Origin of the sequence: Methylobacterium sp. Leaf100, from assembly GCF_001422845.1 — a bacterium.
GTDB lineage: Bacteria > Pseudomonadota > Alphaproteobacteria > Rhizobiales > Beijerinckiaceae > Methylobacterium.
Window position 1 is genome coordinate 521,086 of sequence record NZ_LMMW01000012.1, and the last position, 21,043, is coordinate 542,128.

15 protein-coding genes and 1 pseudogene are annotated in these 21,043 nt (G+C 69.9%); 6 read left to right on the plus strand and 10 right to left on the minus strand.

Annotated features, from left to right (window positions below; genetic code table 11):
* Positions 1–157: 157 nt before the first annotated feature.
* The 4 genes from ASF25_RS10425 to ASF25_RS23235 all read right to left on the minus strand — a co-directional run bounded on the left by ASF25_RS10425 (position 158) and on the right by ASF25_RS23235 (position 8,606).
* Entirely contained in the window at positions 158–3,508 is a 3,351-nt protein-coding gene (locus ASF25_RS10425; protein WP_056304528.1) for an efflux RND transporter permease subunit, read from the minus strand.
* Positions 3,505–6,630 (minus strand): MdtB/MuxB family multidrug efflux RND transporter permease subunit, encoded by a 3,126-nt coding sequence (locus ASF25_RS10430; RefSeq protein WP_056260774.1) that lies wholly within the window; start codon positions 6,628–6,630, stop codon positions 3,505–3,507. The genes ASF25_RS10425 and ASF25_RS10430 overlap by 4 nt, the downstream gene beginning before the upstream one ends.
* Positions 6,631–6,841: 211 nt before the next feature.
* Entirely contained in the window at positions 6,842–8,227 is a 1,386-nt protein-coding gene (locus tag ASF25_RS10435; protein ID WP_056304529.1) for an MdtA/MuxA family multidrug efflux RND transporter periplasmic adaptor subunit, read from the minus strand.
* A gap of 238 nt (positions 8,228–8,465) precedes the next feature.
* Positions 8,466–8,606, minus strand: coding sequence for a hypothetical protein (locus ASF25_RS23235; protein WP_200918734.1), 141 nt, complete (start codon positions 8,604–8,606; stop codon positions 8,466–8,468).
* Positions 8,607–9,065: 459 nt separating this feature from the next.
* Here ASF25_RS23235 and ASF25_RS10440 point away from each other — a divergent pair, with 459 nt between their 5' ends.
* From ASF25_RS10440 to ASF25_RS10455, 4 genes are all read left to right on the plus strand, one after another.
* Positions 9,066–10,220: an aminotransferase gene (locus ASF25_RS10440; protein ID WP_056304530.1), complete on the plus strand. Its 1,155-nt coding sequence runs from the start codon at positions 9,066–9,068 to the stop codon at positions 10,218–10,220.
* Positions 10,221–10,268: 48 nt separating this feature from the next.
* Positions 10,269–10,742 carry a DUF4112 domain-containing protein gene (locus ASF25_RS10445; protein ID WP_056170740.1) on the plus strand — a complete coding sequence of 158 codons (474 nt, stop codon included), beginning with the start codon at positions 10,269–10,271 and terminating at the stop codon, positions 10,740–10,742.
* A 25-nt stretch (positions 10,743–10,767) separates the two neighbouring features.
* Positions 10,768–11,898, plus strand: coding sequence for an ABC transporter permease (locus ASF25_RS10450; RefSeq protein WP_056304531.1), 1,131 nt, complete (start codon positions 10,768–10,770; stop codon positions 11,896–11,898).
* Positions 11,899–12,211: 313 nt separating this feature from the next.
* Positions 12,212–14,236 carry an EAL domain-containing protein gene (locus tag ASF25_RS10455; protein ID WP_056304608.1) on the plus strand — a complete coding sequence of 675 codons (2,025 nt, stop codon included), beginning with the start codon at positions 12,212–12,214 and terminating at the stop codon, positions 14,234–14,236.
* Between the two features lie 45 nt (positions 14,237–14,281).
* On the opposite strand, the gene ASF25_RS10460 is transcribed toward ASF25_RS10455, so the two are convergent.
* Positions 14,282–14,608 (minus strand): hypothetical protein, encoded by a 327-nt coding sequence (locus tag ASF25_RS10460; protein WP_056304532.1) that lies wholly within the window; start codon positions 14,606–14,608, stop codon positions 14,282–14,284.
* A gap of 175 nt (positions 14,609–14,783) precedes the next feature.
* On the opposite strand from ASF25_RS10460, the gene ASF25_RS10465 reads away from it, so the two are divergent.
* Positions 14,784–15,104, plus strand: coding sequence for a multidrug efflux SMR transporter (locus tag ASF25_RS10465; RefSeq protein ID WP_056170392.1), 321 nt, complete (start codon positions 14,784–14,786; stop codon positions 15,102–15,104).
* A 13-nt stretch (positions 15,105–15,117) separates the two neighbouring features.
* Here the strand turns inward: ASF25_RS10465 and ASF25_RS10470 are convergent.
* The 5 genes and pseudogenes from ASF25_RS10470 to ASF25_RS10490 form a co-directional block, all read right to left on the minus strand.
* Positions 15,118–15,737 (minus strand): annotated as a pseudogene (locus ASF25_RS10470) (transglutaminase-like cysteine peptidase).
* 208 nt (positions 15,738–15,945) lie between these two features.
* Positions 15,946–16,344 (minus strand): DUF3775 domain-containing protein, encoded by a 399-nt coding sequence (locus tag ASF25_RS10475; protein WP_056170398.1) that lies wholly within the window; start codon positions 16,342–16,344, stop codon positions 15,946–15,948.
* A 100-nt stretch (positions 16,345–16,444) separates the two neighbouring features.
* Positions 16,445–17,341 (minus strand): NAD(+) diphosphatase, encoded by an 897-nt coding sequence (gene nudC, locus ASF25_RS10480; protein WP_056304533.1) that lies wholly within the window; start codon positions 17,339–17,341, stop codon positions 16,445–16,447.
* Between the two features lie 2 nt (positions 17,342–17,343).
* On the minus strand, positions 17,344–17,757 hold the full coding sequence (locus tag ASF25_RS10485) for an HIT domain-containing protein (protein ID WP_056170403.1): 414 nt from the start codon (positions 17,755–17,757) through the stop codon (positions 17,344–17,346).
* A gap of 107 nt (positions 17,758–17,864) precedes the next feature.
* The gene (locus ASF25_RS10490) at positions 17,865–18,134 is read right to left on the minus strand and encodes a hypothetical protein (RefSeq protein WP_056170408.1); all 270 of its coding nucleotides are present in this window, start codon (positions 18,132–18,134) and stop codon (positions 17,865–17,867) included.
* A 126-nt stretch (positions 18,135–18,260) separates the two neighbouring features.
* Here ASF25_RS10490 and ASF25_RS10495 point away from each other — a divergent pair, with 126 nt between their 5' ends.
* On the plus strand, positions 18,261–20,633 hold the full coding sequence (locus ASF25_RS10495; protein WP_056304534.1) for a UvrD-helicase domain-containing protein: 2,373 nt from the start codon (positions 18,261–18,263) through the stop codon (positions 20,631–20,633).
* The last annotated feature ends 410 nt before the right edge of the window (positions 20,634–21,043 follow it).

The window sequence follows — 21,043 nt, forward strand, 5'->3', positions numbered from 1 at the left end:
GGTGAGGTGTGGGACCTATTCGGAGAGTCCACACACCTCACCCTGTCCCTCTCCTTCCAGGAGAGGGGACCCGCGCCACCTTCGGAATGCATCGGCCCGCTGTCGCATCGGAACGTGACGTCACTGCGCGCGCGACGATCCACCAAACTACCCACGCTCATTCGGCGGCGCCAGGAACCGCGCCAGGAACCGCGCCAGGAACCGCGCCGGGAACCGCGTCGAGCGCAGGCCCGCGCCGGCGCAGGCGGTCGAGGTAGAGGTAGACGACGGGGGTGGTGTAGAGGGTCAGGATCTGGCTCACGATAAGGCCGCCGACGATGGCGATGCCGAGGGGGCGGCGCAGCTCCGAGCCCTCCCCACCCGCGAGGATGAGGGGGAGTGCGCCGAGCATGGCGGCCAGGGTTGTCATCATGATCGGGCGGAAGCGCAAGAGGCAGGCCTCGAAGATCGCGTCACGGGGTTTCAGGCCGCGCGTCCGCTCCGCGTCGAGGGCGAAGTCGATCATCATGATGGCGTTCTTCTTCACGATGCCGATGAGCAGGAACACCGCGATGAGGGCGATGACCGTGAATTCGGTGCCCGAGACCAGGAGCGCCAGCAGGGCGCCGATGCCGGCAGACGGCAGGGTCGACAGGATGGTGAGCGGGTGGATGAAGCTCTCGTAGAGGATTCCGAGGATGGTGTAGACGGCGACCAGGGCGGCGAGGATCAGCAGGGGCTGGCGCGACGAGGATTCCTGGAAGCTCTTGGCGCCGCCGGCGAACTCGCCGTGGATGGTGGCGGGCAGGCGCAGGTCCGTCATGGTCTGCTCGATGATCCGGGTCGCGTCCGACAGGCTTTTTCCGGGGGCCAGGTTGAACGAGATCGTGGTGGCGACGAACAGGCCCTGGTGGCTCACCTGCACGGGGGCGTTGCCGGTCTCGATATGGGCGAAGGCCGAGAGCGGGATCATCGTCTCCTTGGCGGAGGAGACCGGGGCGCTCGACGAGGCGCCGCCCTTGCCGCCCGCGATGGCGTTGGCGGCGGCGTTGCGGGCCGAATCCCCCGCGAGGGCGGCGGCCGGGTCCGTCACGGCGGTGGTGCCGCTCGGGCCGGTATTGCCGGCCGGATTGGTGTTCACCGTGCCGCCCGCCGCGACCGTGCCGGCCACCGCGTTGGTGGTGGCCGAGCCGCGCGCCTTGCCGCCGGACGTCGAGACGAACAGCGTCTTCAGGGTGTCGGGACTCTGGAGGTAGCGCGGGGCGATCTCCATGACGACGTGGTACTGGTTCAGCGGGTTGTAGATCGTCGAGACCTGGCGCTGGCCGAAGGCGTCGTAGAGGGTGTTGTCGATCTTGTCCGGCGTCAGGCCGTAGCGGAAGGCGGTGGCCCGGTCGATGACGAGCCGGGTCTCGAGGCCGCCCTCCTGCTGGTCCGAGGACACGTCGACGAAGGTCGGGTCCTTCTGCAGGGCCTGGAGCAGCTTCGGGGCGGCGGCGTAGAGCTCTTCCGCCGTGTCGCCCTGGAGGGTGTACTGGTAGGTGGCGAAGCTCTGGCGCCCGCCCATGCGCAGGTCCTGGCGTGGGAACAGGTAGAGCCGCGCCCCCGCCACCTGCGAGAGCTTGGGCCGCAGGCGGGTCATCACCTTCTCGATGGGGTCGCGCTCGGCCTTGGGCTTCAGGCCGACGAAGACGTTGGCCGAGTTGGTGGCGCGCCCGCCGGTGAAGCCGACGACGCTGTCCACCGCCGGGTCGGCCTGCACGATGGCGGTCGCCTGTTCGAGCTTCTGCTTCATCGCCTGGAACGAGATGCGCTGGTCGGCCTGGATGCCGCCCATCATCTGACCCGTGTCCTGCTCGGGAAAGAAGCCCTTCGGCACGATGACGTAGAGGTAGACGTTGAGGCCCACGGTGGCGACGAGGCTGAGCACCACGAGACGGCGGTGGCGCAGGGCGATGCGCAAGGTGCGCTCGTAGGCGGCGAGCATGCCGTCGAACCCGGCCTCCAGGCCGCGCAGGAAGACATTCGGCCGGCGCGCCGGGTCGTGCGCCTCGGGCTTGAGCAGCAGCGCGCACATCATCGGCGTGGTGGTCAGCGACAGCACCAGGGAGATGAGGATCGCCAGCGACAGGGTGACGGCGAATTCCTGGAACAGGCGCCCGACGATGCCGCCCATGAGCAGGATCGGCAGGAACACCGCCACCAGGGACAGGCTCATGGAGATGACGGTGAAGCCGACCTCGCGGGCGCCCAAGAGTGAAGCCTCCACCCGCGCCTTGCCCTGCTCGATGTGGCGCTGGATGTTCTCCAGCACCACGATGGCGTCGTCGACGACGAAGCCCGTGGCGATGATGAGCGCCATGAGCGAGAGGATGTTGAGGCTGTAATCCAGCAGGTACATGGCCGAGAAGGTGCCGACGATGGAGATCGGCACGGCGACCGCCGGGATCAGGGTCGCGCGACCCGAGCGCAGGAAGACGAAGACCACGAAGATCACCAGCACCACGGCGATGAGCAGGGTCTCCTCGGTCTCGGCGAGCGACGCCCGGATGGTGGCGCTGCGGTCGCCCGTCACCATGAGGTCGATGTCGCCGGGCAGCGCCGCCTGGACCTGGGGAATCGCCTTCTTCAGGCCGTTGATGGTGTCGACGACGTTGGAGCCGGGCTGCTTGTAGATGAACAGGATCACGCCCGGCTTGCCGTTGACGAGGCCGAGGTTGCGCTTGTCCTCCACGGAATCCACGACCTTGCCGACATCGGTCAGGCGCACGGCGGCGCCGTTGCGGTAGGCCACGACGATGTCGCGGTAATCGGCCGCCACCCGGCCCTGGTCGTTGGCGTAGAGCTGGTAGCGCCGGGTGTCGGTCTCGATGGCGCCCTTGGGCGAATTGGCGTTGGCCGAGGCCAGCGCCGCGCGGATGCCCTCGAGGCCGATGCCGTAATTGAACAGGGCGGTGGGATCGAGCTCGACCCGCACCGCCGGCAGCGACGCGCCGCCGATGTCGACGTTGCCGACCCCGGGCAGCTGGGACATCTTCTGCTGCACCACCGTGGCGGCGGAATCGTAGAGCTGGCCCGGCGACAGGGTGTTCGAGGTCAGCGCCAGGATCAGGATCGGCGAATCGGCCGGGTTGAATTTGCGGTAGGTCGGGTTCTGGCGCAGCGCCGTCGGCAGGTCGGCCCGGGCCGCGTTGATGGCCGCCTGGACGTCGCGGGCGGCCCCGTCGATGTTCCGGTTGAGGCCGAACAGCAGGATGATCCTGACCGAGCCGACGGAACTCGTGGACGTCATCTCGTTGACGTCCGCGATGGCGCCGAGGCGCCGTTCGAGGGGCGCGGCCACGGTGGTCGCCATGGTCTCGGGGCTGGCCCCCGGCATCGACGCCTGGACGAGGATCACGGGGAAATCCACCTGCGGCAGGGGCGCCACCGGCAGCTTCAGGAACGCGAACATCCCGGCGAGCAGCACGCCGAGGGTGAGCAGGATCGTGGCGACGGGCCGGCGGATGAACGGGGCGGAGACGTTCACGGCAGCGCCTCGACGGGGCCGGCGCCGCCTTCGCGGCGGCCGGTGAGGCGGCGTTCCAGGCGGTCGAACGCGAGGTAGATCACCGGCGTGGTGAACAGGGTCAGGACCTGGGAGACGATGAGGCCGCCCGCGATGACGATGCCGAGGGGTTGGCGCAGTTCGGCGCCCACCCCCGTGCCGACGATGAGCGGTACCGCCGCGAACAGGGCGGCGAGCGTCGTCATCAGGATCGGCCGGAAGCGCAGGAGGCAGGCCTCGTAGATGGCGTCGCGGGGGCTCATCCCGTCCTCGCGCTCGGCCTGGAGCGCGAAGTCGATCATCATGATGGCGTTCTTCTTCACGATGCCGATGAGGAGCACGATGCCGATGACCGCGATGATGTCGAGCGACAGTCCGAACAGCATCAACCCCAGGAGCGCCCCGATGCCGGCGGAGGGCAGCGTCGACAGAATCGTGATCGGGTGGATGAAGCTCTCGTAGAGCACGCCGAGCACGATGTAGACGGTGACGATGGCGGCGATCACCAGGAACAGCTGGTTCGACAGGGCCGACTGGAACGCGAAGACCGAGCCCTGCGGCACCACGCGAAAACTCGGCGGCAGGTCAATGGCCTTGCCCGCCGCCTCCACCGCCGCCACGGCGTCGCCCAAAGCCGCGCCGGGCGCGAGATTGAACGACACGGTGGTGGCCGGGAACTGGCCGAGATGGGAGATGAGCAGCGGCGCCCGCCGCTCGCTCACCCGGGCGACCGCCGAGAGCGGGACCTGCCCCGAGGCCACCGTGGAGGACGGCAGGAAGATGTGGTCCAGGCTCTCGATGGTCCTGTGCAGGGCCGGGTCGGCTTCGAGGATCACCCGGTACTGGTTCGACTGGGTGAAGATCGTCGAGATGATGCGCTGGCCGAAGGCGTCGTAGAGGGCGTTGTCGACGGTGGCCGGGGTGATGCCGTAGCGCCCCGCCGTCGCCCGGTCGATGGTGATGTAGGCGGCGAGACCGCTGGCCTGGAGGTCGCTCGCGACATCCATGAGCAGGGGCGACGTCTGGAGCTGGCGCACGAAGCGCGGCACCCAGGTCTCGAACTCCGTGAGGTTCGGGTTCTCGAGGATCACCTGATACTGCGTCGCGCTCACCGCCGTGTCGATGGTGAGGTCCTGCACCGATTGCAGGTAGAGCCGGATGCCGGCGACCCCCGTGGTCGCGGCCTTGATCCGTTCGATGACCTGGCTCGCCGTGGATGTCCGCGCGGCGTGGGCCTTGAGGTTGATGAGGAACCGGCCCGAATTCAGGGTGACGTTCTGGCCGTCGACGCCGATGAACGACGACAGGCTGGCCACGTCCGGGTCCTGCAGGATGAGGGCGGCCAGCTTCTGCTGGCGCTCGGCCATGGCGGCGTACGAGACGGTCTGGTCGGCCTGGGTGATGCCCTGGACGACGCCCGTGTCCTGCACGGGGAAGAACCCCTTGGGGATCACCACGAACAGGTAGGCGGTGAGCGCCACCGTCGCGAGGGTCACCACCAGGGTCAGGCCCTGATGGCGCAGGACCACCCGGAGCATCCGGCCGTAGCCGGCGATGATCCCGTCCATGGACCGGCGGGCCGCGCGGGCGACGAACCCCTCGCGGCGCTCGGCGTGCCCGGCCGGCACGGGCTTCAGGAGGCGCGCGCACAGCATCGGCACGAGGGTGAGCGAGACCACGGCCGAGATCACGATGGTGGCCGCGAGCGTGATGGCGAATTCGTGGAACAGGCGCCCGACGACGTCGCCCATGAACAGCAGTGGGATGAGGACCGCGATGAGCGAGACGGTGAGCGAGATGATGGTGAAGCCGATCTCGCGGCTGCCCTTCAGCGCCGCCTCCAGGGGCGAATCCCCCTCCTCGACGTGGCGGGCGATGTTCTCGATGACCACGATGGCGTCGTCGACCACGAAGCCCGTCGCGATGGTGAGCGCCATCAGCGACAGGTTGTCGAGGGAGAACCCGTACAGGTCCATGATGGCGAGCGACCCGATCAGCGACAGCGGCACCGACAGGCTCGGGATCAGGGTGGCGGAGACGCTGCGCAGGAACAGGAAGATCACCAGCACCACGAGGCCGATGGCGAGCGCCAGTTCCACCTGCACGTCGTGGACGGAAGCGCGGATCGTCACCGTGCGGTCGGTGAGCACGCCGACGGAGATCGCCGCCGGCAGGGTCGCCCGGAGCTGGGGCAGGAGCTTCTGGATCTTGTCGACGGTGCTGATGACGTTGGCGCCGGGCTGGCGCTGGATGTTGAGGATGACGGCCGGGGTCTCGTCGGCCCAGGCGCCGAGCTTGGTGTTCTCGGGGCCCGAGACCACGTCGGCCACGTCCGAGAGCCGCACCGGGGCGCCGTTCTTGTAGGCGATGATGGCGCTGTCGTAGGCCTTCGGGTCGCGGATCTGGTCGTTGGCGTTGATGGCGTAGGACTGCGTCGGCCCGTCGATGGTGCCCTTCGGTGTGTTGACGTTGAGGTTGGTGATGGTGGTGCGCAGGTCGTCGATGTTGAGGCCGTATGCCGCCAAGGCGCGTGCGTTGAACCGCACCCGGATCGCCGGGCGCTGGCCGCCGCCGGTGCTCACGAGGCCGACGCCCGCCACCTGGGAGATCTTCTGGGCGAGGCGCGTCTCGGCCAGATCGCGCACCTCCGTGAGCGGCATGGTCTTCGAGGTCAGCGCGAGCGTCAGGATCGGCGCGTCGGCGGGGTTCACCTTGGCGTAGATCGGCGGGGCCGGGAGATCCGCCGGCAGCAGGTTGCCGGCGGCGTTGATGGCGGCCTGGACCTGCTGCTCGGCGATGTCGAGGGGCAGGTCCAGGCTGAACTGCAGGGTGACGACGGAAGCGCCCGCCGAACTCTGCGACGTCATCTGGTTGAGGTTGGCGAGCTGGCCGAACTGCCGCTCCAGCGGCGCGGTGACCGCCGAGGTCATCACCTCGGGGCTGGCGCCGGGATAGAACGTCTGGATCTGGATCGTCGGGTAATCCACCGACGGCAGGGCCGAGACCGGCAGGTTCAGGTACGACACCATCCCGACCATCAGGATCGCCAGCATGAACAGCGTGGTGGCGACGGGCCGCAGTATGAACAGGCGGGACGGGTTCATGGGGCGAGCCCCACGCCGTCGAGGGAGCCGCCGACGGAACTCCCTCTCCTGGAAGGAGAGGGCTGGGGTGAGGTGTGTGACTTATCCGGAGCGTTCGCACATCGCACTCTGTCCCTCTCCTTCCAGGAGAGGGGACCCGTGCTGGCGGCGAACGCCGGAGTTAACGGCGAAGGTCCGCACCGGCCGAGAGGTGGCGAGCGGCCGGGCAACCTCATTGCGCGGCCGGGCGCTGGCGGCGGCGTTCGCGCGTCTGGCCCTCGGGGGCGACGGCATCGGCCTTCGCGGCCTCCGCCTTGGCGTCCTCGGGCTTGGCGTCCTCGGGCTTCGGACCGGCGGCACCGGGCGGACGGGTGCCGTCGTCGGTGATCCGCACGCTCGCGCCATCGCGAAGCCGGTCGGTGCCGTCGACCACGACCCGGTCGCCGACGCCGAGGCCGGCCTTCACCACCGTGCGGGCGCCGTCGGCCTCGCCCAGGGTGATGGGGCGGACCACGACCTTGTCGTCGCCCTGCAGGAGGTAGACGTAGGTGCCGGGCGTGCCGCGCAGGATCGCGGCGGTGGGGACGATGGGGGCGTTCCGCACGGTGTCGACGATCAGCTTGGCGTTGACGAACTGGTTCGGGAACAGGGCGTCGTCGGTGTTGTCGAACAGGGCGCGCAGCCGCACCGTGCCGGTGGTGGTGTCGATCTGGTTGTCCACGGTGTCGAGGGTGCCGGTGGCGAGCACGGTGGTGTCGCCGCGATCGTAGGCCGAGACCGTGAGCCTGTCGCCCGTGCGCACCCGGCGCATCACCTGGGCGACGTCGTCCTCGGGCAGGGTGAACACCACCGAGATCGGGTTGAGCTGGGTCACCACCACGAGACTGGTCGAGGCGGCGGTGATGTAGTTGCCCTGATCGACCTGGCGCAGGCCGACGCGGCCCGCCACGGGCGAGACGATGCGCGTGTAGGTGATGTTGAGCTTCTGCTGGTCCACCAGCGCCTGGTCGGCCGCCACCGTGCCCTCGTTCTGCTTGACCAGGGCGCCTTGCGTGTCGACGTTCTGCTTCGAGATCGAATCCTGCTGGGCGAGGCGCTGGAAGCGGGCGAGGTCGAGCTTCGAGTTCTGCAGCAGGGCCTGATCGCGCATGAGCTGGCCCTGGTACTGGGCGAGCTGGGCTTCGTAGATCCGCGAATCGATCTGGGCGAGGAAATCGCCCTTCTTCACCATCTGGCCCTCGCGGAAGCCGACCTCCATGAGGTAGCCGCTGATCTGCGAGCGCACGGTGACGTTGGCGAGGGGCGTCACCGTGCCGAGGCCGCCGAGCACGATGGGCACGTCGCCGGCCGCGATGGTGGCGATGCCGACCGCCTGGGCCGGCTCGCCATGGCGCCCGGCGCCCCGGCCGCCCTTGCCGCGCGGTCCGGCGGTCTCCGTCGGGCCCTCGGGCTTTGGCGCGAGGTAGTGCCGGTAGCCGTAATACCCGCCGCCCGCGAGGATCAGCAGCAGGACGAACCACAGCCAGCCGCGCCCGCCCCGCGTCGGCGCGGCGCGGGTCTCAGACGGAGGCGCGTAGTCCCGCGCGGTCTCGGTGCGGATCGGCGAATTCTCGTTCATGGCGTCACGGCATCGGCGGGCGAGGCGCCCTCGCGGACAGACTGGAGTGGATCTAAGCACGCGTCGCCCGGTCCGACAGAACGGGGCAACGTCGCACCCGGGCGGGGGCGGCGATCGACCTCGGCTCCAGAGGCTTCGGTTCCACGGCGGCGCAGCATGGTGCCCCTTCTGGCCGCCCAATACGACGCCAGTACGGCGTCCGCGTTTCCCCCGTGTTGCTGTCCGTCGCCCCTGTGGATCACGGCCGGTTCGCGGGGTCGTAGGCCCGCACCACCGCACGGTACTCCTCGTCCACCGGCGTCACCGGGACGAGGTGGCGAAGGCCCGCGCCCAGGAGTGCGGTGGCGAGGGCGAGGAGAAGACAAGTCCGGACGCGCATGGCCTCCCATTCCTGCCACAGGCGCAGGGACCGGACACGGAAAAACCGCAGGACACGAAAAAAGGCCGTCGCTGGGGGCGCCGGCCTTTCTCGGGAAGTACAAACTCGGGAAGTCCGAGCTTGGGAAGTTCAAGTTCGGGACGTTCGACCTGATCGGGAAGAACGATCCGCTCGGGCAGAAAAGCCCGGGCGGACCCGCGTCTCTGAAGAAAGCTTCGTGGACCGGAGCGACCGCCGCCTTCCCGAAACGAGGGGGCGAAGTCCCGTGAGAGCCGCCGTCGCTCCGGCCATGTCCGGAACCTACGTCACAGGTGATGAATGTCAACAATCGTCAGCCGTGAGGCCCCCTCCAGCGCCCCCGGACGTGCGGAACCGCACATTTCACCCCGCGTGGGCGCCGTGCTACGCATCCGGCCTCCCGACGCCCGGGCGTCGTCGCACCCTCGCCTGCCGAACCGTATGAATCCCGTCTTCGCGAACCTGCCCACGACCGTCTTCACCGTGATGTCCGGCCTCGCCCGCGAATGTGGGGCGATCAACCTCGGCCAGGGCTTTCCCGACGATCCCGGCCCCGAGGACGTGCGCCGCCAGGCGGCCGAGGCGGTGATCGCGGGCGACAACCAGTATCCGCCGATGATGGGCCTCCCGGAGCTGCGCGCCGCCATCGCGACGCATTACCGGCACCATCAGGACCTCGACCTCGACCCGCAGACGGAGGTGATGGTGACCTCCGGCGCCACCGAGGCCCTGGCCGCCGCCCTGCTTTCCCTCATCGCACCCGGCGACGAGGTGGTGCTGTTCGCCCCCCTGTACGACGCCTACCTGCCCATGGTGCGCCAGGCCGGCGGCGTGCCGCGCATCGTCAACCTCAAGCCTCCGCATTTCCGGCTGGAGGAAGAGGCCCTGGCGGCGGTCTTCTCCGACCGGACGAAGCTCGTGGTGCTGAACAACCCCCTCAACCCCAGCGCCACGGTGTTCTCCCGCGAAAACCTCGCGCTCCTGGCGGGGTTCTGCACGCGCCACGACGTGATCGCGGTCTGCGACGAGGTGTGGGAGCACATCGTGTTCGACGGCGCGGCGCACGCCCCGCTCATGGCGCAGCCCGGCATGCGCGACCGCACGGTGAAGATCGGCTCGGCCGGCAAGATCTTCGGGCTCACGGGCTGGAAGGTCGGCTTCGTCATGGCCGCACCGCCGCTCCTGCGGGTGGTGGCGGGGGCGCACCAGTTCCTCACCTTCACCACCCCGCCCTGCCTGCAGGTGGCGGTGGCCTACGGCTTGGGCAAATCCGACGACTATTTCACCCGGATGCGCGAACGCTTCGCCCGCTCGCGGGACCGCCTCGGCGCCGGGCTGACGGAGCGCGGCTTCACCGTGCTGCCCTCGGCCGGCACCTACTTCCTCAACGTCGACATCGCGCCGCTCGGCTTCACCGACGACGTGGCGTTCTGCGAGGATCTGGTGCGCACCCACGGCGTCGCGGCGATTCCCGTGAGCGCGTTCTACGATGCCGACCCGGTGCGCCACATCGTGCGCCTGTGCTTCGCCAAGTCCGACGCGACCCTCGACGCCGCCCTCGACCGCCTCGGGCAGGTGTCCCGGAGGGCCGCCTGATGGGGCCGGTGCTTGCGGGGGCGCGCGGCCGGGGCCACATCCCGGGTCATGAGCACACCGCGCATTCCCGGCCGCCCGACCACGGACTTTTCCCGAGAGGCCGGTGCGGCGACACCGTTCCGGCCGCAGGCCGACGACCGCGAGGCGACGCTCCTGCGCCTCGAGGCGCTGGCGCACCTCATGGATTCGGCCTTCCTGATTCCGGGGATCAACCGCCGGGTCGGCCTCGACGCCATTGTGGGCCTCGTGCCGATCATCGGCGATGTCGCCGGCATGGTCATCGCCTCCTACGTGGTCAACGAGGCGCGCCGGCTCGGGGCGCCGCGCTGGCTCGTCGCCCGGATGATGGCGAACGTGGTGTTCGACGGGGCGCTGGGCATCGTGCCGCTGGCCGGCGACCTGTTCGATGCGGCCTTCAAGGCAAACCGCCGCAACGTCGCCCTGCTGCGCCGCCACCTCGAGAAGACCGGCGGCCTGCGCCCCAACGAGATCGAGGGGACGGCGGTGCGGATCGACGGCTGAGCGCCTTGCACACCGGGGATCACCGATGAATCAGGTCGCCGTTCCCCGGATGGCCGCGCCAGCCGCCCTCCCCCGCACGGGCTGGCTCTCACCCCTGTCGCGGCGGCGGCTCGCCAATTTCCGCCGCAACCGCCTCGGTTTCTGGTCGTTCGTGATCTTCGCGGCCCTGTTCGGCACGAGCCTGTTCGCGGAGTTCATCGCCAACGACCGCCCCCTCGTCGTGTCCTACAAGGGCGAGATCCTGTTTCCCGTCCTCGTCGACTACCCGGACGAGAAGTTCGGCGGGTTCTATGCCCGGCCGAACTACCGCTCGGCCGAGACCCGGAAGGAGATCGCCGACAACGGCTGGGCGATCTGGCCGCCGATCCCGTATGCCTACGACACCATCATCGACGGGCTGCCGACCCCCTCGCCCTCGCCGCCGACCTGGATGTTGACGGAGCAGCAGTGCCAGTCCGTCGGCAAGCCGTGCGCGGCGCTCGAAAAGCACTGGCTCGGCACCGACAACACCACCCGCGACGTGCTGGCCCGGATCATCTACGGCTTTCGCATCTCGGTGCTGTTCGGGCTCATCCTGGCGCTGATCTCGTCGGTGATCGGCGTGATCGCCGGCGCCGTGCAGGGCTATTTCGGCGGCTGGGTCGATCTCGCCCTGCAGCGCTTCATCGAGGTGTGGAGCGGCATCCCGACCCTCTACCTCATCATCATCATCTCGGCCTTCATCGAGCCCGGCTTCTTCGTGCTGCTCGGCATTCTGCTGCTGTTCTCGTGGGTGTCCCTGGTGGGCGTGGTGCGGGCCGAGTTCCTGCGGGCGCGCAACTTCGAGTACGTGCGCGCCGCCCGCGCCCTCGGGCTGTCGAACATCCGCATCATGAGCCGGCACCTGCTGCCCAACGCCATGGTGGCGACCCTGACCTTCCTGCCGTTCATCCTCAACGGCTCCATCGGCACCCTGACCTCCCTGGACTTCCTCGGCTTCGGCCTGCCCCCGGGCTCGGCGTCGCTCGGCGAGCTGCTGGCGCAGGGCAAGGACAACATCCAGGCGCCGTGGCTCGGGCTCACGGGCTTTCTTGTGGTGGCGGTGATGCTGAGTCTTCTCGTCTTCGCCGGCGAGGCCGTGCGCGACGCCTTCGATCCCCGCAAGTCCTTCGCCTGACAAATCCTTCGTCCGACAAATCCCTCGCCTGACAAGTCCTTCGCCTGACAAGTCCTTCGCCTGATCCGGCCGCCGCGCCATCGGGGACACCGAGGGCGGTCCCCACGCGCCCGCCGGGGTTCGGGGTCCAAGTTCAATTCGGCATCCGGAACGGATGGACCCGGGCCGGCAGGAGCGCATCTTGGGCCGGACAATCATTTTATAAGTTTTTTGCGTCATCCTGACTGTCCTACACGCGAGTGCCGGTCTCGATCGCATGTTCCTGAGCACCCCATCGGACGTCTGGTCCGCGCAAGATCGGGACGTCGATCGGATGCCCGCCGCCCAGGCGTCCGCCGGTCTTCCGGCCGAAGCCGGCCTCACGCGGATCACGGCCCTCGCGGCCGGCTGCCTCGGCACGCCGCTCGCCTGGATCACCCTCGGGACGGGCCCGGCGGCATCGGTCCGGGGCGGCTTCGGATTCGCCGGATCGGACGCACCGGACGCGACGGGCTTCCAGGCCGCGACGCCCCTGCTCGGCGCCGGGGGGCGTCGGTTCGGCGAACTTCGCGTCGGGGCCCCGGGCGCCCGCGCAGCCTTCGACGCGGCGGAGATGGGCCGGCTCGCGGATTTCGCCGCCCTCGCCGCCGACCACCTCGAACGCGAGGGCGGGGCGTGCGCGGACGGTATCGCACGGGGCTTCGCCGAGGCGGCGGCCTTCGCCTTCCTGGCGGTGGACGTCGGCGGCACCATCACCTTCGTCAACCGCGCCGCCGAGACCCTGTTCGGCTACGCGCCCGGCACGATGACGGGGCAGGACGTCGAGATCATCATCCCGCCGTCGTTCCGGGCACGGCACGGCGAGCGCTTCGCCGGGTTCGTGGTCGGTGCGACCTCGAAGCTCGTCGGCCGGACCATCGAACTCGTTGCCCAGCACCGGGACGGCACCACCTTTCCCATCGAGTTCTCCATGTCCGCCTGGACCACGGACGGGCGGATCGGGATCGGCGCGATGATGCGCGACATCAGCGCGTGGCGCGCCCGCGACGACCAACTCGTCCACATGGCCCACCACGACAGCCTGACGGGGCTCGCCAACCGGGCGCAGTTCGACGAACGCCTTAGGGCCGCCCTCGAGCAGGGGCCGGCGACGGTTCTGCTGCTCGACCTCGACGGGTTCAAGGAGGTGAACGACAGCCTCGGCCACGCCACCGGCGACACCCTGCTTAAGGCCGTGGCCGTGCGGCTTCCGCTCTGCGTCGCGCCGGACCTGACCGTGGCGCGGCTGGGCGGCGACGAATTCGCGATCCTGCTGGCGCCGTGCGGCGACCCGATCCCGGCGGCCGCCACCGCCACGCGAATCCTCGACACCTTCCAGGCGACGTTTCAGCTCTCCGGCCACACCTTCCACGTCGGCCTCAGCCTCGGCATCGCCGTCGGCGGCCGGGGCACGGACGCCGCGGCCCTCATCGCCGATGCGGACCTCGCCCTCTACCAGGCCAAGCGCGACGGGCGGCGCTGCTACCGCCTGTTCGAGCCGGCCATGCGCAGCGCGGTGATCGCCCGCCGGACCCTGCACGACGAGCTGAGCCACGCCCTGGAGGCCGGTGAACTCGTGCTGCACTACCAGCCCCAGGTCGCCTTCGACACGGGGCGGGTGGTGGGCGCCGAGGCTCTGCTGCGCTGGCGCCATCCGTCCCGCGGGCTGCTGCTGCCGGGCGTGTTCCTGCCCGCCCTCGAAGCCCACCCGATGGCGGCCGCCATCGGACGCTGGATCGTCGAGGAGGCCTGCCGGCAGGCGGCGCAGTGGCGGGCGGCGGGGCTCCCGCCGCTGCGGGTCGCCGTCAACCTGTTCACCGCCCAACTGCGGGCCGGAACCCTGGCGGAGGACGTGATGCGGTCGCTCACCCGCTACCGGTTGCCGCCCGCCGCCCTCGAACTCGAGGTCACCGAGCGCATCGCCCTCCAGGCCGACGACGCGATCCTGGAGCCGATCCGGGCGCTGCACGCCCACGGGGTCGCGGTGGCGTTCGACGATTTCGGCACGGGCTACGCCTCGCTCTCCTCCCTCAAGCGCTTCCCCCTTACCCGCCTGAAGATCGACCGCAGCTTCGTGCGCGACGTGCTCACCGACCGGCACGACGCCGAGATCATCCGCGTCGTCCTCGGCATGGCCGAGAACTTCGGCCTTGAGGTCATCGCCGAAGGCATCGAGGGCGCCGACCAGGAAGCGGTCCTGCGCGGCATGGGCTGCCACGAGGGCCAGGGCTACCTCTACGGCAAGGCCATGAGCCCCACCGCCCTCGCGGCGATGATCCGGTCCCGCGAGGGCATGACGGACGAAGCCGAGGTGGCGTGAGACGGCCCGCTCGACGATGGCGGATAACCGGCCGGGCCGGCCGGATCACAGGGGCCGGGTGCCGCCGGCGAGCAGCCAGCCCCGTGCGCGCTGGATCAGGGCGGGGCGAACGCGGGCGACGTCGTCGCCGTCGAGGAGCGGTGAGGTCGACAGGGCGGTAAGGTAGGCCGCCTCGTCGGCTTCGCACGCGCGCAGGGAGGCGTCCGCCGCGCGGATGCGGGCGGTGCGGGCCGTCTCGATGGCGAAGGTGCGGTGGAGGCAGCCGCGCCAAGTGGCATGCCGGTCGGCCGCGTCGCCGGCCCAGGCCCCGCCGGGAACGCCGATCGACACCGCGAGGAGGAGCGCGCACACCGCGCCGGCCCGGGTCGTCATGGGCGGGTCGTCATGGGCAGATCGTCATCGGCGGGTCGTCATGGAAAGGTCTCCGGATGGAGACAGCGTCGCGCAAGGTGTTTAACGGGCCCTGACGATCGCCGCGCGCGAACCGTGCCGTTCCGGGACGGCGCCCCGCGGCGCCGGATCGGCCACCCCGCGCAAAGGACCCCCCATGGCCTGGATCACGCTCGTTGCCGCCGGCCTCCTCGAAGTGACCTGGGCCTACGCGATGAAGCTGTCGCACGGGTTCACCCGGCCGTGGCCGACGGCAATCATGGCGGTTACCATGGTGGGCAGCGTCGCGCTCCTCGCCGTGTCGATGCGGACCCTGCCCCTCGGCACCGCCTACACGATCTGGACCGGCATCGGCGCCGTCGGGGCCTTCGTCCTCGGCATCGCGGTGCTGGGCGAGGAGGCGAGCCCCGCCCGCATCGTCGCGGCCCTGCTCATCGTCTCGGGCCTCGTGACCATGAAGCTCGCCAGCCCGCAGTGAGGTCCGGGTCGGATCAGCGGTTGGCGGTGGTGACCGGCGAGGTGGCCCGGCCGAGGGAGACCCAGGCCTGGGTGTCCTGGCTCTCGCGCTTGATGAAGGTGTAGCCGGTCTGGCGCCAGGACTGGACCGCGTTGGTCTTGTTGTCGAGGATGAAGTCGCCCCGGTCGGTGATCAGGGTGAGCACCGCGTGGCCCTCGCCCTTCTCGTCGATGACCACGGTCATCCGCATGGCCCGGCGCGGCAGGCCGGCGAGCCGTCCTCCGCCAGATCCCAGCGGTCTGCGACGTGGAGGTGGTCCATGTCGGTGACGGCCCGGATGGCCTTGTTCACCCGGCGATTGACGGACACGATGGTGTTCCAGGTCGCCGCGTCGAGCGCGATGGTGGCGGGCTCCGTGCGGTCGACGGCGCACTCGGCGGCGTAGCTCTCGCAGAAGGCGACCCAGGCGGCGATGGGCTTGGCGGCGGGGCCGCTGGCGATGACGCTCGGGGTGGCGGGCAGGGAGGCGAAGGTCTGGGCCGGGGCGGCCACGGGGGCGGCGAGAAGACCACCGAGAAGACCGGCCAGAAGCGAGGCACGGCCGAGGCTGCTGCCCGTAACCGCTTCCAGGCACTTCGAAATCGCGATCCGCATGGCCGGCCCGTTCCCGTTAATCTTCTGTTAACGAAAGGTCTCACGGCGGCCCGAGCGCGGCAATCGCCGGGTTAATAAAGGGTTAACGGTGTGGATAGTTGCACCGCAGGCGAAAGAAGCCTGACCGTACCGGCCTCCGTCCGAACGAAAAAACGCCCCGCCGGCGTGACCGGCGGGGCGCTTGGGAGCGGTGGTTGTGAGGGGCAGGTCAGGCCTGCGGCAGGTCCGGGGTGATGCCGAGGTTGGCCATGCCCTCCGCGAGGAGATCGGCGGCGTTGGGGGTGCCGAGGAGTTCGCGGGCGGCGCCCTCGCCGACTGATTCGCGCTCGCGGGCGAAGCGCACGGCGTCGCCCCATTCCTCGGCCTCCATGTCGCCGCGCCCGACATAGACCAGGGCGAGGAGGTCGGCGCGCTCGTCGTCGTTGAGCGCCCCGATCATCGACCGGACCTCCTCCTCGGTGGCGTCGTCGGTGCCCGAGGTGAGGATGTCCGTGGCGCCGTCGTCGATGGCGTTGGAGCCGGAATCCGGGTCCGTCGGGCCCTCCTTCACCTCGACGGCGCGCAGGCGCAGGATGATCTCGGTGACGGTGTCGACGGCGATGTCCATGGGCGTGTTCCAGACTCGTGGGCCGCCGGGGGCGGCGGCCTCAAGCAGGCACAACCCACGAGGTCCGCAAGGGTTCGCGGGCGGGCGTCGGGGCCCGCCCTCAGGCGGTCCCATCCACGAAGGCGCGCATGAGCAGGTGCGCGATGGCCATGGGCGGCGGCACGGTGAGGCCTTCCGGGTGCGTCCCCGCGATCATCGCCGACATGTCGTCCCGGGTGAGCCAGCGGGCGTCGGTGAGCTCGACGGGATCGAGGGTGATCGCCTCGTCGAGGGCCTCGGCGACGCAGCCGATCATCAGGGAGGCGGGGAACGGCCACGGCTGGGACGCGTGGTACGTCACCGCGCCGACGCGAATCCCGACTTCCTCGAAGGTCTCGCGCCGCACGGCCGCCTCGATGGTCTCGCCGGGCTCCAGAAAGCCCGCGAGGCAGGAATACATCGCTTCCTTGAACCGGGGCGAGCGGCCGAGCAGGCAGCGATCCCCCCGCGTGATCAGCATGATCACCACCGGGTCCGTGCGCGGGAAGTGGTGGGTGTCGCAAGACCCGCAATCGCGCCGGTAGCCGCCGGCGGCGAGCTCGGTCCGGGCACCGCAATTGGCGCAGAATCGGTTCCGCGCGTGCCAGGCCAGAAGCGATTTCGCCGTGGCGACGAGCCCGAGTTCGTGAGGCGCGACGGATCCCTCGGCGGCGAGGCTGCGCAGATCGTTCGTGGCGAGATCGGGTTCGGCGTCGAACGCCTCCGCGCGCTCCGGCGCCAGGGCGGCGGCGAAGACCGGCGCCCCGTCGAGGCGGCCGAGGAACAGGGTCGGGCCGGGCGCGGCGATGCGCTCCGGATCGAGCAGAGCGGAGCCGTTCGCGAGCACGATCCGCTCGCCCGCCATGGCGACGAGGCAGGCGCCGGGCGCGGTCAGGAGCGGCACGGCGGCGTCGCTCTCGGCCGAATGGCGCACGAGGCGGTTGTGGACGTAGCCGAGACCGGCGAGGGGGTCCGTCACCCTCAGGCCGCCGCGAACAGGGCGCCGATGCGCTCGATCATCTGGGCGCGGGCATGGTGCGGATAGGGCCGGGCCTCGCCCACCCCCCAGACCGGGCGCGGCCAGGCCGGGTCGGACAGGAAGCGCCCGATGACGTGGACGTGGAGCTGGGGCACGACGTTGCCGAGTGCGGCGACGTTGACCTTGTCGGGCTTGGCGAGCGCCAGCATCACGCCCGTCGCCAGACGCATCTCGTCCATGAGGGCGTGCGCGTCGTCCGCGCCGAGATCGGTGATCTCGCTTGCGTCGGGGCGGCGCGGCACGAGGATCAGCCACGGGAAACGGGCATCGTCCATCAGCAGCACGCGGCACAGGGCGAGGTCGCCGGCATGGACCGTGTCGGCGGCGAGACGCGGGTCGAGGGTGAAATCGGTCATGGGGGAGCGATGTAGGGCGAAGCGCGCCCGGAAGCGAGGCGCTCGACGAGGCCCTCCCCCGCTGCGCCCGCTTCCCGAAAGCAACCTCTCCCGAAAGGTCCCCGCGCCTAGCGGCGGGGCGCGATGATGGCCGGTCCCGCGCTCGGCTCCGGGCGGAACAGCTCGTTGCGCTGAATCTGCATCCGGTTCTGGCTGTTGTCGAATTGCTGCTGGTTCTGGATCCCGCGGATCTGGCTCTGGGTCGAGAGCCGCTCGTTCATGTTGTTGAGGGTGTTGGGATTGCCCGAGGATTGGGCCAGGGCCGGTCCGGCGCCCGCCGCCAGGAGGGCGAGGGCCGCCAGGGTGCGGGTGGTCGTGATTCGGGGTGACGCGGTCATGGCGAAGCCTCCCTGTGGGGTGATGGGGTTCTGCCGTGACGACGCGCGGGGCGAAAGCCGGGTTCCCCCACGGGCGCTTTGCCGCCCGCCCTCGACGCCGTTCGCGTTTTGGTCCAGGGATGCGGCATGAATCAACACCCCGACACGGCGGGGGCCTCGCGGCCGGTGCCCGCTTCCGACGCGCCCACCTCCATCGCCGCCCGCGCCATGGCCTCCCTCAGGCCGCAGGGCTCGCCCTACCTGGAGGGCCTGAACGACGAGCAGCGCCGCGCCGTCGAGGCGACGGACGGCCCCGTCCTCGTGCTCGCCGGCGCCGGCACGGGCAAGACCCGGGTGCTCACCACCCGCATCGCCCACCTCATCGCGACGGCCAAGGCGCGCCCCTTCGACATCCTGTCGGTGACCTTCACCAACAAGGCGGCGCGCGAGATGAAGCACCGCATCGGCGCGCTCATCGGCCCGGCGGGCGAGGGCATGCCGTGGCTCGGCACCTTCCACTCCATCGGCACCAAGATTTTACGACGCCACGCCGAACTCGTCGGCCTGCGCTCGGACTTCACGATCCTGGGCATGGACGACCAGCTGCGGCTGATGAAGCAGGTGATCGTCGACCAGAACATCGACGAGAAGCGCTGGCCCGCCCGCGCCCTCGCCTCGGCCATCGACGGCTGGAAGAACCGCGGCCTCCTGCCCGAGCAGGTGCCGCCGGGCGAGGCGGGCGCGTTCGCCTTCGGCAAGGGCGGCGCGCTCTACACCGCCTACCAGGCCCGCCTGCTGACCCTCAACGCCGCCGATTTCGGCGACCTCCTGCTGCTCTGCCTCAAGCTGTGGCGCGAGAACCCGGACGTGCTGGAGAACTACCAGCAACGCTTCCGCTACATTCTGGTGGACGAGTACCAGGACACCAACGTCGCCCAGTACCTGTGGCTGCGCCTGCTGGCGCAGGGCCACCGCAACGTCGCGTGCGTCGGCGACGACGACCAGTCGATCTACGGCTGGCGCGGCGCCGAGGTCGACAACATCCTGCGGTTCGAGCACGACTTTCCGGGTGCCACCGTGGTACGCCTGGAGCGCAACTACCGCTCCACCGGCCACATCCTCGCCGCCGCGTCCGGGCTCATCGCCAAGAACGAGGGGCGCCTCGGCAAGACCCTGCGCACGGAGGACGTGCCGGGCGAGAAGGTGACGGTGGCGGGCGCCTGGGATTCGGAAGAGGAGGCCCGCCAGCTCTCCGAGGCCATCGAATCGCTCCAGGCCAAGCAGCACCCCCTCTCCGAGATCGCCGTGCTGGTGCGGATCTCGGCGCAGATGCGTGAGATCGAGGACCGCTTCGTCCAGTTGGGGCTCCCCTACCGGGTCGTCGGCGGCCCGCGCTTCTACGAGCGCGCCGAGATCCGCGACGCCCTGGCCTACCTGCGCGTCACCCAGAACCCGTCCGACGACCTCGCCTTCGAGCGGATCTTCAACACCCCGAAGCGGGGCTTGGGCGACGCGACCCTGCAGATCCTGCACGGGTATTCGCGGTCCCAGGGCGTGCCCCTGCTGCAGGCTGCGCGGCTCCTCACGGAGACCGACGAGCTGAAGCCGCGCGCCCGCTCCGGGGTGCGCGCCCTGGTGGAAAGCTTTTCGCGGTGGGCCCGGATGGTCGGCACCAAGCCGCATTCGGAGGTGGCCCAGACCATCCTGGAGGAATCCGGCTACACCGAGATGTGGCAGAAGGACAAATCCGCCGACGCGGCCGGGCGCCTGGAGAACCTCAAGGAGTTCGTGCGCTCCATGGAGGAATTTCCCGACATGGCCGCCTTCCTCGAACACGTCTCCCTGGTGATGGAGGCGAGCGAGCAGGAGGGCGCCGACCGGGTGTCCCTCATGACGCTCCACGCCGCCAAGGGCCTCGAGTTCGACACGGTGTTCCTCCCCGGCTGGGAGGACGGCCTGTTCCCGAACCAGCGGGCGCTGGACGAGAGCGGCCGGGCCGGATTGGAGGAGGAGCGTCGGCTGGCCCATGTGGGCCTGACCCGGGCCCGCAAGCGCGCCAAGCTGTCCTTCGCCGTCAACCGGCGCATCCACGGCCTGTGGTCCTCCACGGTGCCGAGCCGGTTCATCGACGAATTGCCGCCCGGCAGCGTCGACGTCATCGACGCCCCCGCGCATTTCTCTGCCGGCGCCTCGCGCTTCGACCGCAACCCGACGCCGTTCGGCTCGTCCTACGGCACCCCGGGCTGGCAGCGGGCGCAGGCCGCGACCGCCAACACCGGCAATTTCGGAAGCACGCCCGCGCGCAATCCGGCCAACCGCGGGTCTGGCCCACGCCAGATCGAGGGCGAACTCATCGCGAAATCCACCGGCGCCCCCTCGGCCTTCTCCGTGGGCATGCGGGTGTTCCACACCAAGTTCGGCCCCGGCGACGTCGCTGCAGTCGACGGGAACAAGCTCACCGTCGATTTCGACAAGGCCGGGCAGAAGATGGTGCTGGACAGCTTTATTCAAGCGGCGTGAGCGGGCTTGTGGCTGGAAGGCCCGCTTTCCCACCCACGACCTCATCCTGAGGTGCCGCGTCAGCGGCCTCGAAGGAGGGCTCCAAAGAGCGCACTGGGTCCTGGAGCCCTCCTTCGAGGCCTCCGCTTCGCTCCGGCACCTCAGGATGAGGTCGTGGGTGAGGCGGGGACGAGATTCGCCGGCCCGCGAGAAAACTTCTCTCCGCGCGCCCAAGTCCGAAATCATGCGGACTTTCTACATCAATGGTCGAGAATATTCGACCGTCATGCCGCCGTCGCTTCCAGTGCGGCATGGTGCATGCAACGATCGATGGGCGGACGAAGCGTGCCTCACACAACTCCCGATCGCCGCTGGTTCTAAACCGTGGACGCACCGGTGCAGCGGGAGTTTTGCGAGAGACACGAAGACCG

What these genes read in the sequence shown, in the direction of transcription:
- ASF25_RS10430 (WP_056260774.1), bottom strand. Translation starts at nt 6,630, where the DNA reads ATGAACCCGTCCCGCCTGTTCATACTGCGGCCCGTCGCCACCACGCTG.
- ASF25_RS10435 (WP_056304529.1), bottom strand. Translation starts at nt 8,227, where the DNA reads ATGAACGAGAATTCGCCGATCCGCACCGAGACCGCGCGGGACTACGCG.
- ASF25_RS23235 (WP_200918734.1), bottom strand. Translation starts at nt 8,606, where the DNA reads ATGCGCGTCCGGACTTGTCTTCTCCTCGCCCTCGCCACCGCACTCCTG.
- ASF25_RS10440 (WP_056304530.1), top strand. Translation starts at nt 9,066, where the DNA reads ATGAATCCCGTCTTCGCGAACCTGCCCACGACCGTCTTCACCGTGATG.
- ASF25_RS10445 (WP_056170740.1), top strand. Translation starts at nt 10,269, where the DNA reads ATGAGCACACCGCGCATTCCCGGCCGCCCGACCACGGACTTTTCCCGA.
- ASF25_RS10450 (WP_056304531.1), top strand. Translation starts at nt 10,768, where the DNA reads ATGAATCAGGTCGCCGTTCCCCGGATGGCCGCGCCAGCCGCCCTCCCC.
- ASF25_RS10455 (WP_056304608.1), top strand. Translation starts at nt 12,212, where the DNA reads ATGCCCGCCGCCCAGGCGTCCGCCGGTCTTCCGGCCGAAGCCGGCCTC.
- ASF25_RS10460 (WP_056304532.1), bottom strand. Translation starts at nt 14,608, where the DNA reads ATGACGACCCGGGCCGGCGCGGTGTGCGCGCTCCTCCTCGCGGTGTCG.
- ASF25_RS10465 (WP_056170392.1), top strand. Translation starts at nt 14,784, where the DNA reads ATGGCCTGGATCACGCTCGTTGCCGCCGGCCTCCTCGAAGTGACCTGG.
- ASF25_RS10475 (WP_056170398.1), bottom strand. Translation starts at nt 16,344, where the DNA reads ATGGACATCGCCGTCGACACCGTCACCGAGATCATCCTGCGCCTGCGC.
- ASF25_RS10485 (WP_056170403.1), bottom strand. Translation starts at nt 17,757, where the DNA reads ATGACCGATTTCACCCTCGACCCGCGTCTCGCCGCCGACACGGTCCAT.
- ASF25_RS10490 (WP_056170408.1), bottom strand. Translation starts at nt 18,134, where the DNA reads ATGACCGCGTCACCCCGAATCACGACCACCCGCACCCTGGCGGCCCTC.
- ASF25_RS10495 (WP_056304534.1), top strand. Translation starts at nt 18,261, where the DNA reads ATGAATCAACACCCCGACACGGCGGGGGCCTCGCGGCCGGTGCCCGCT.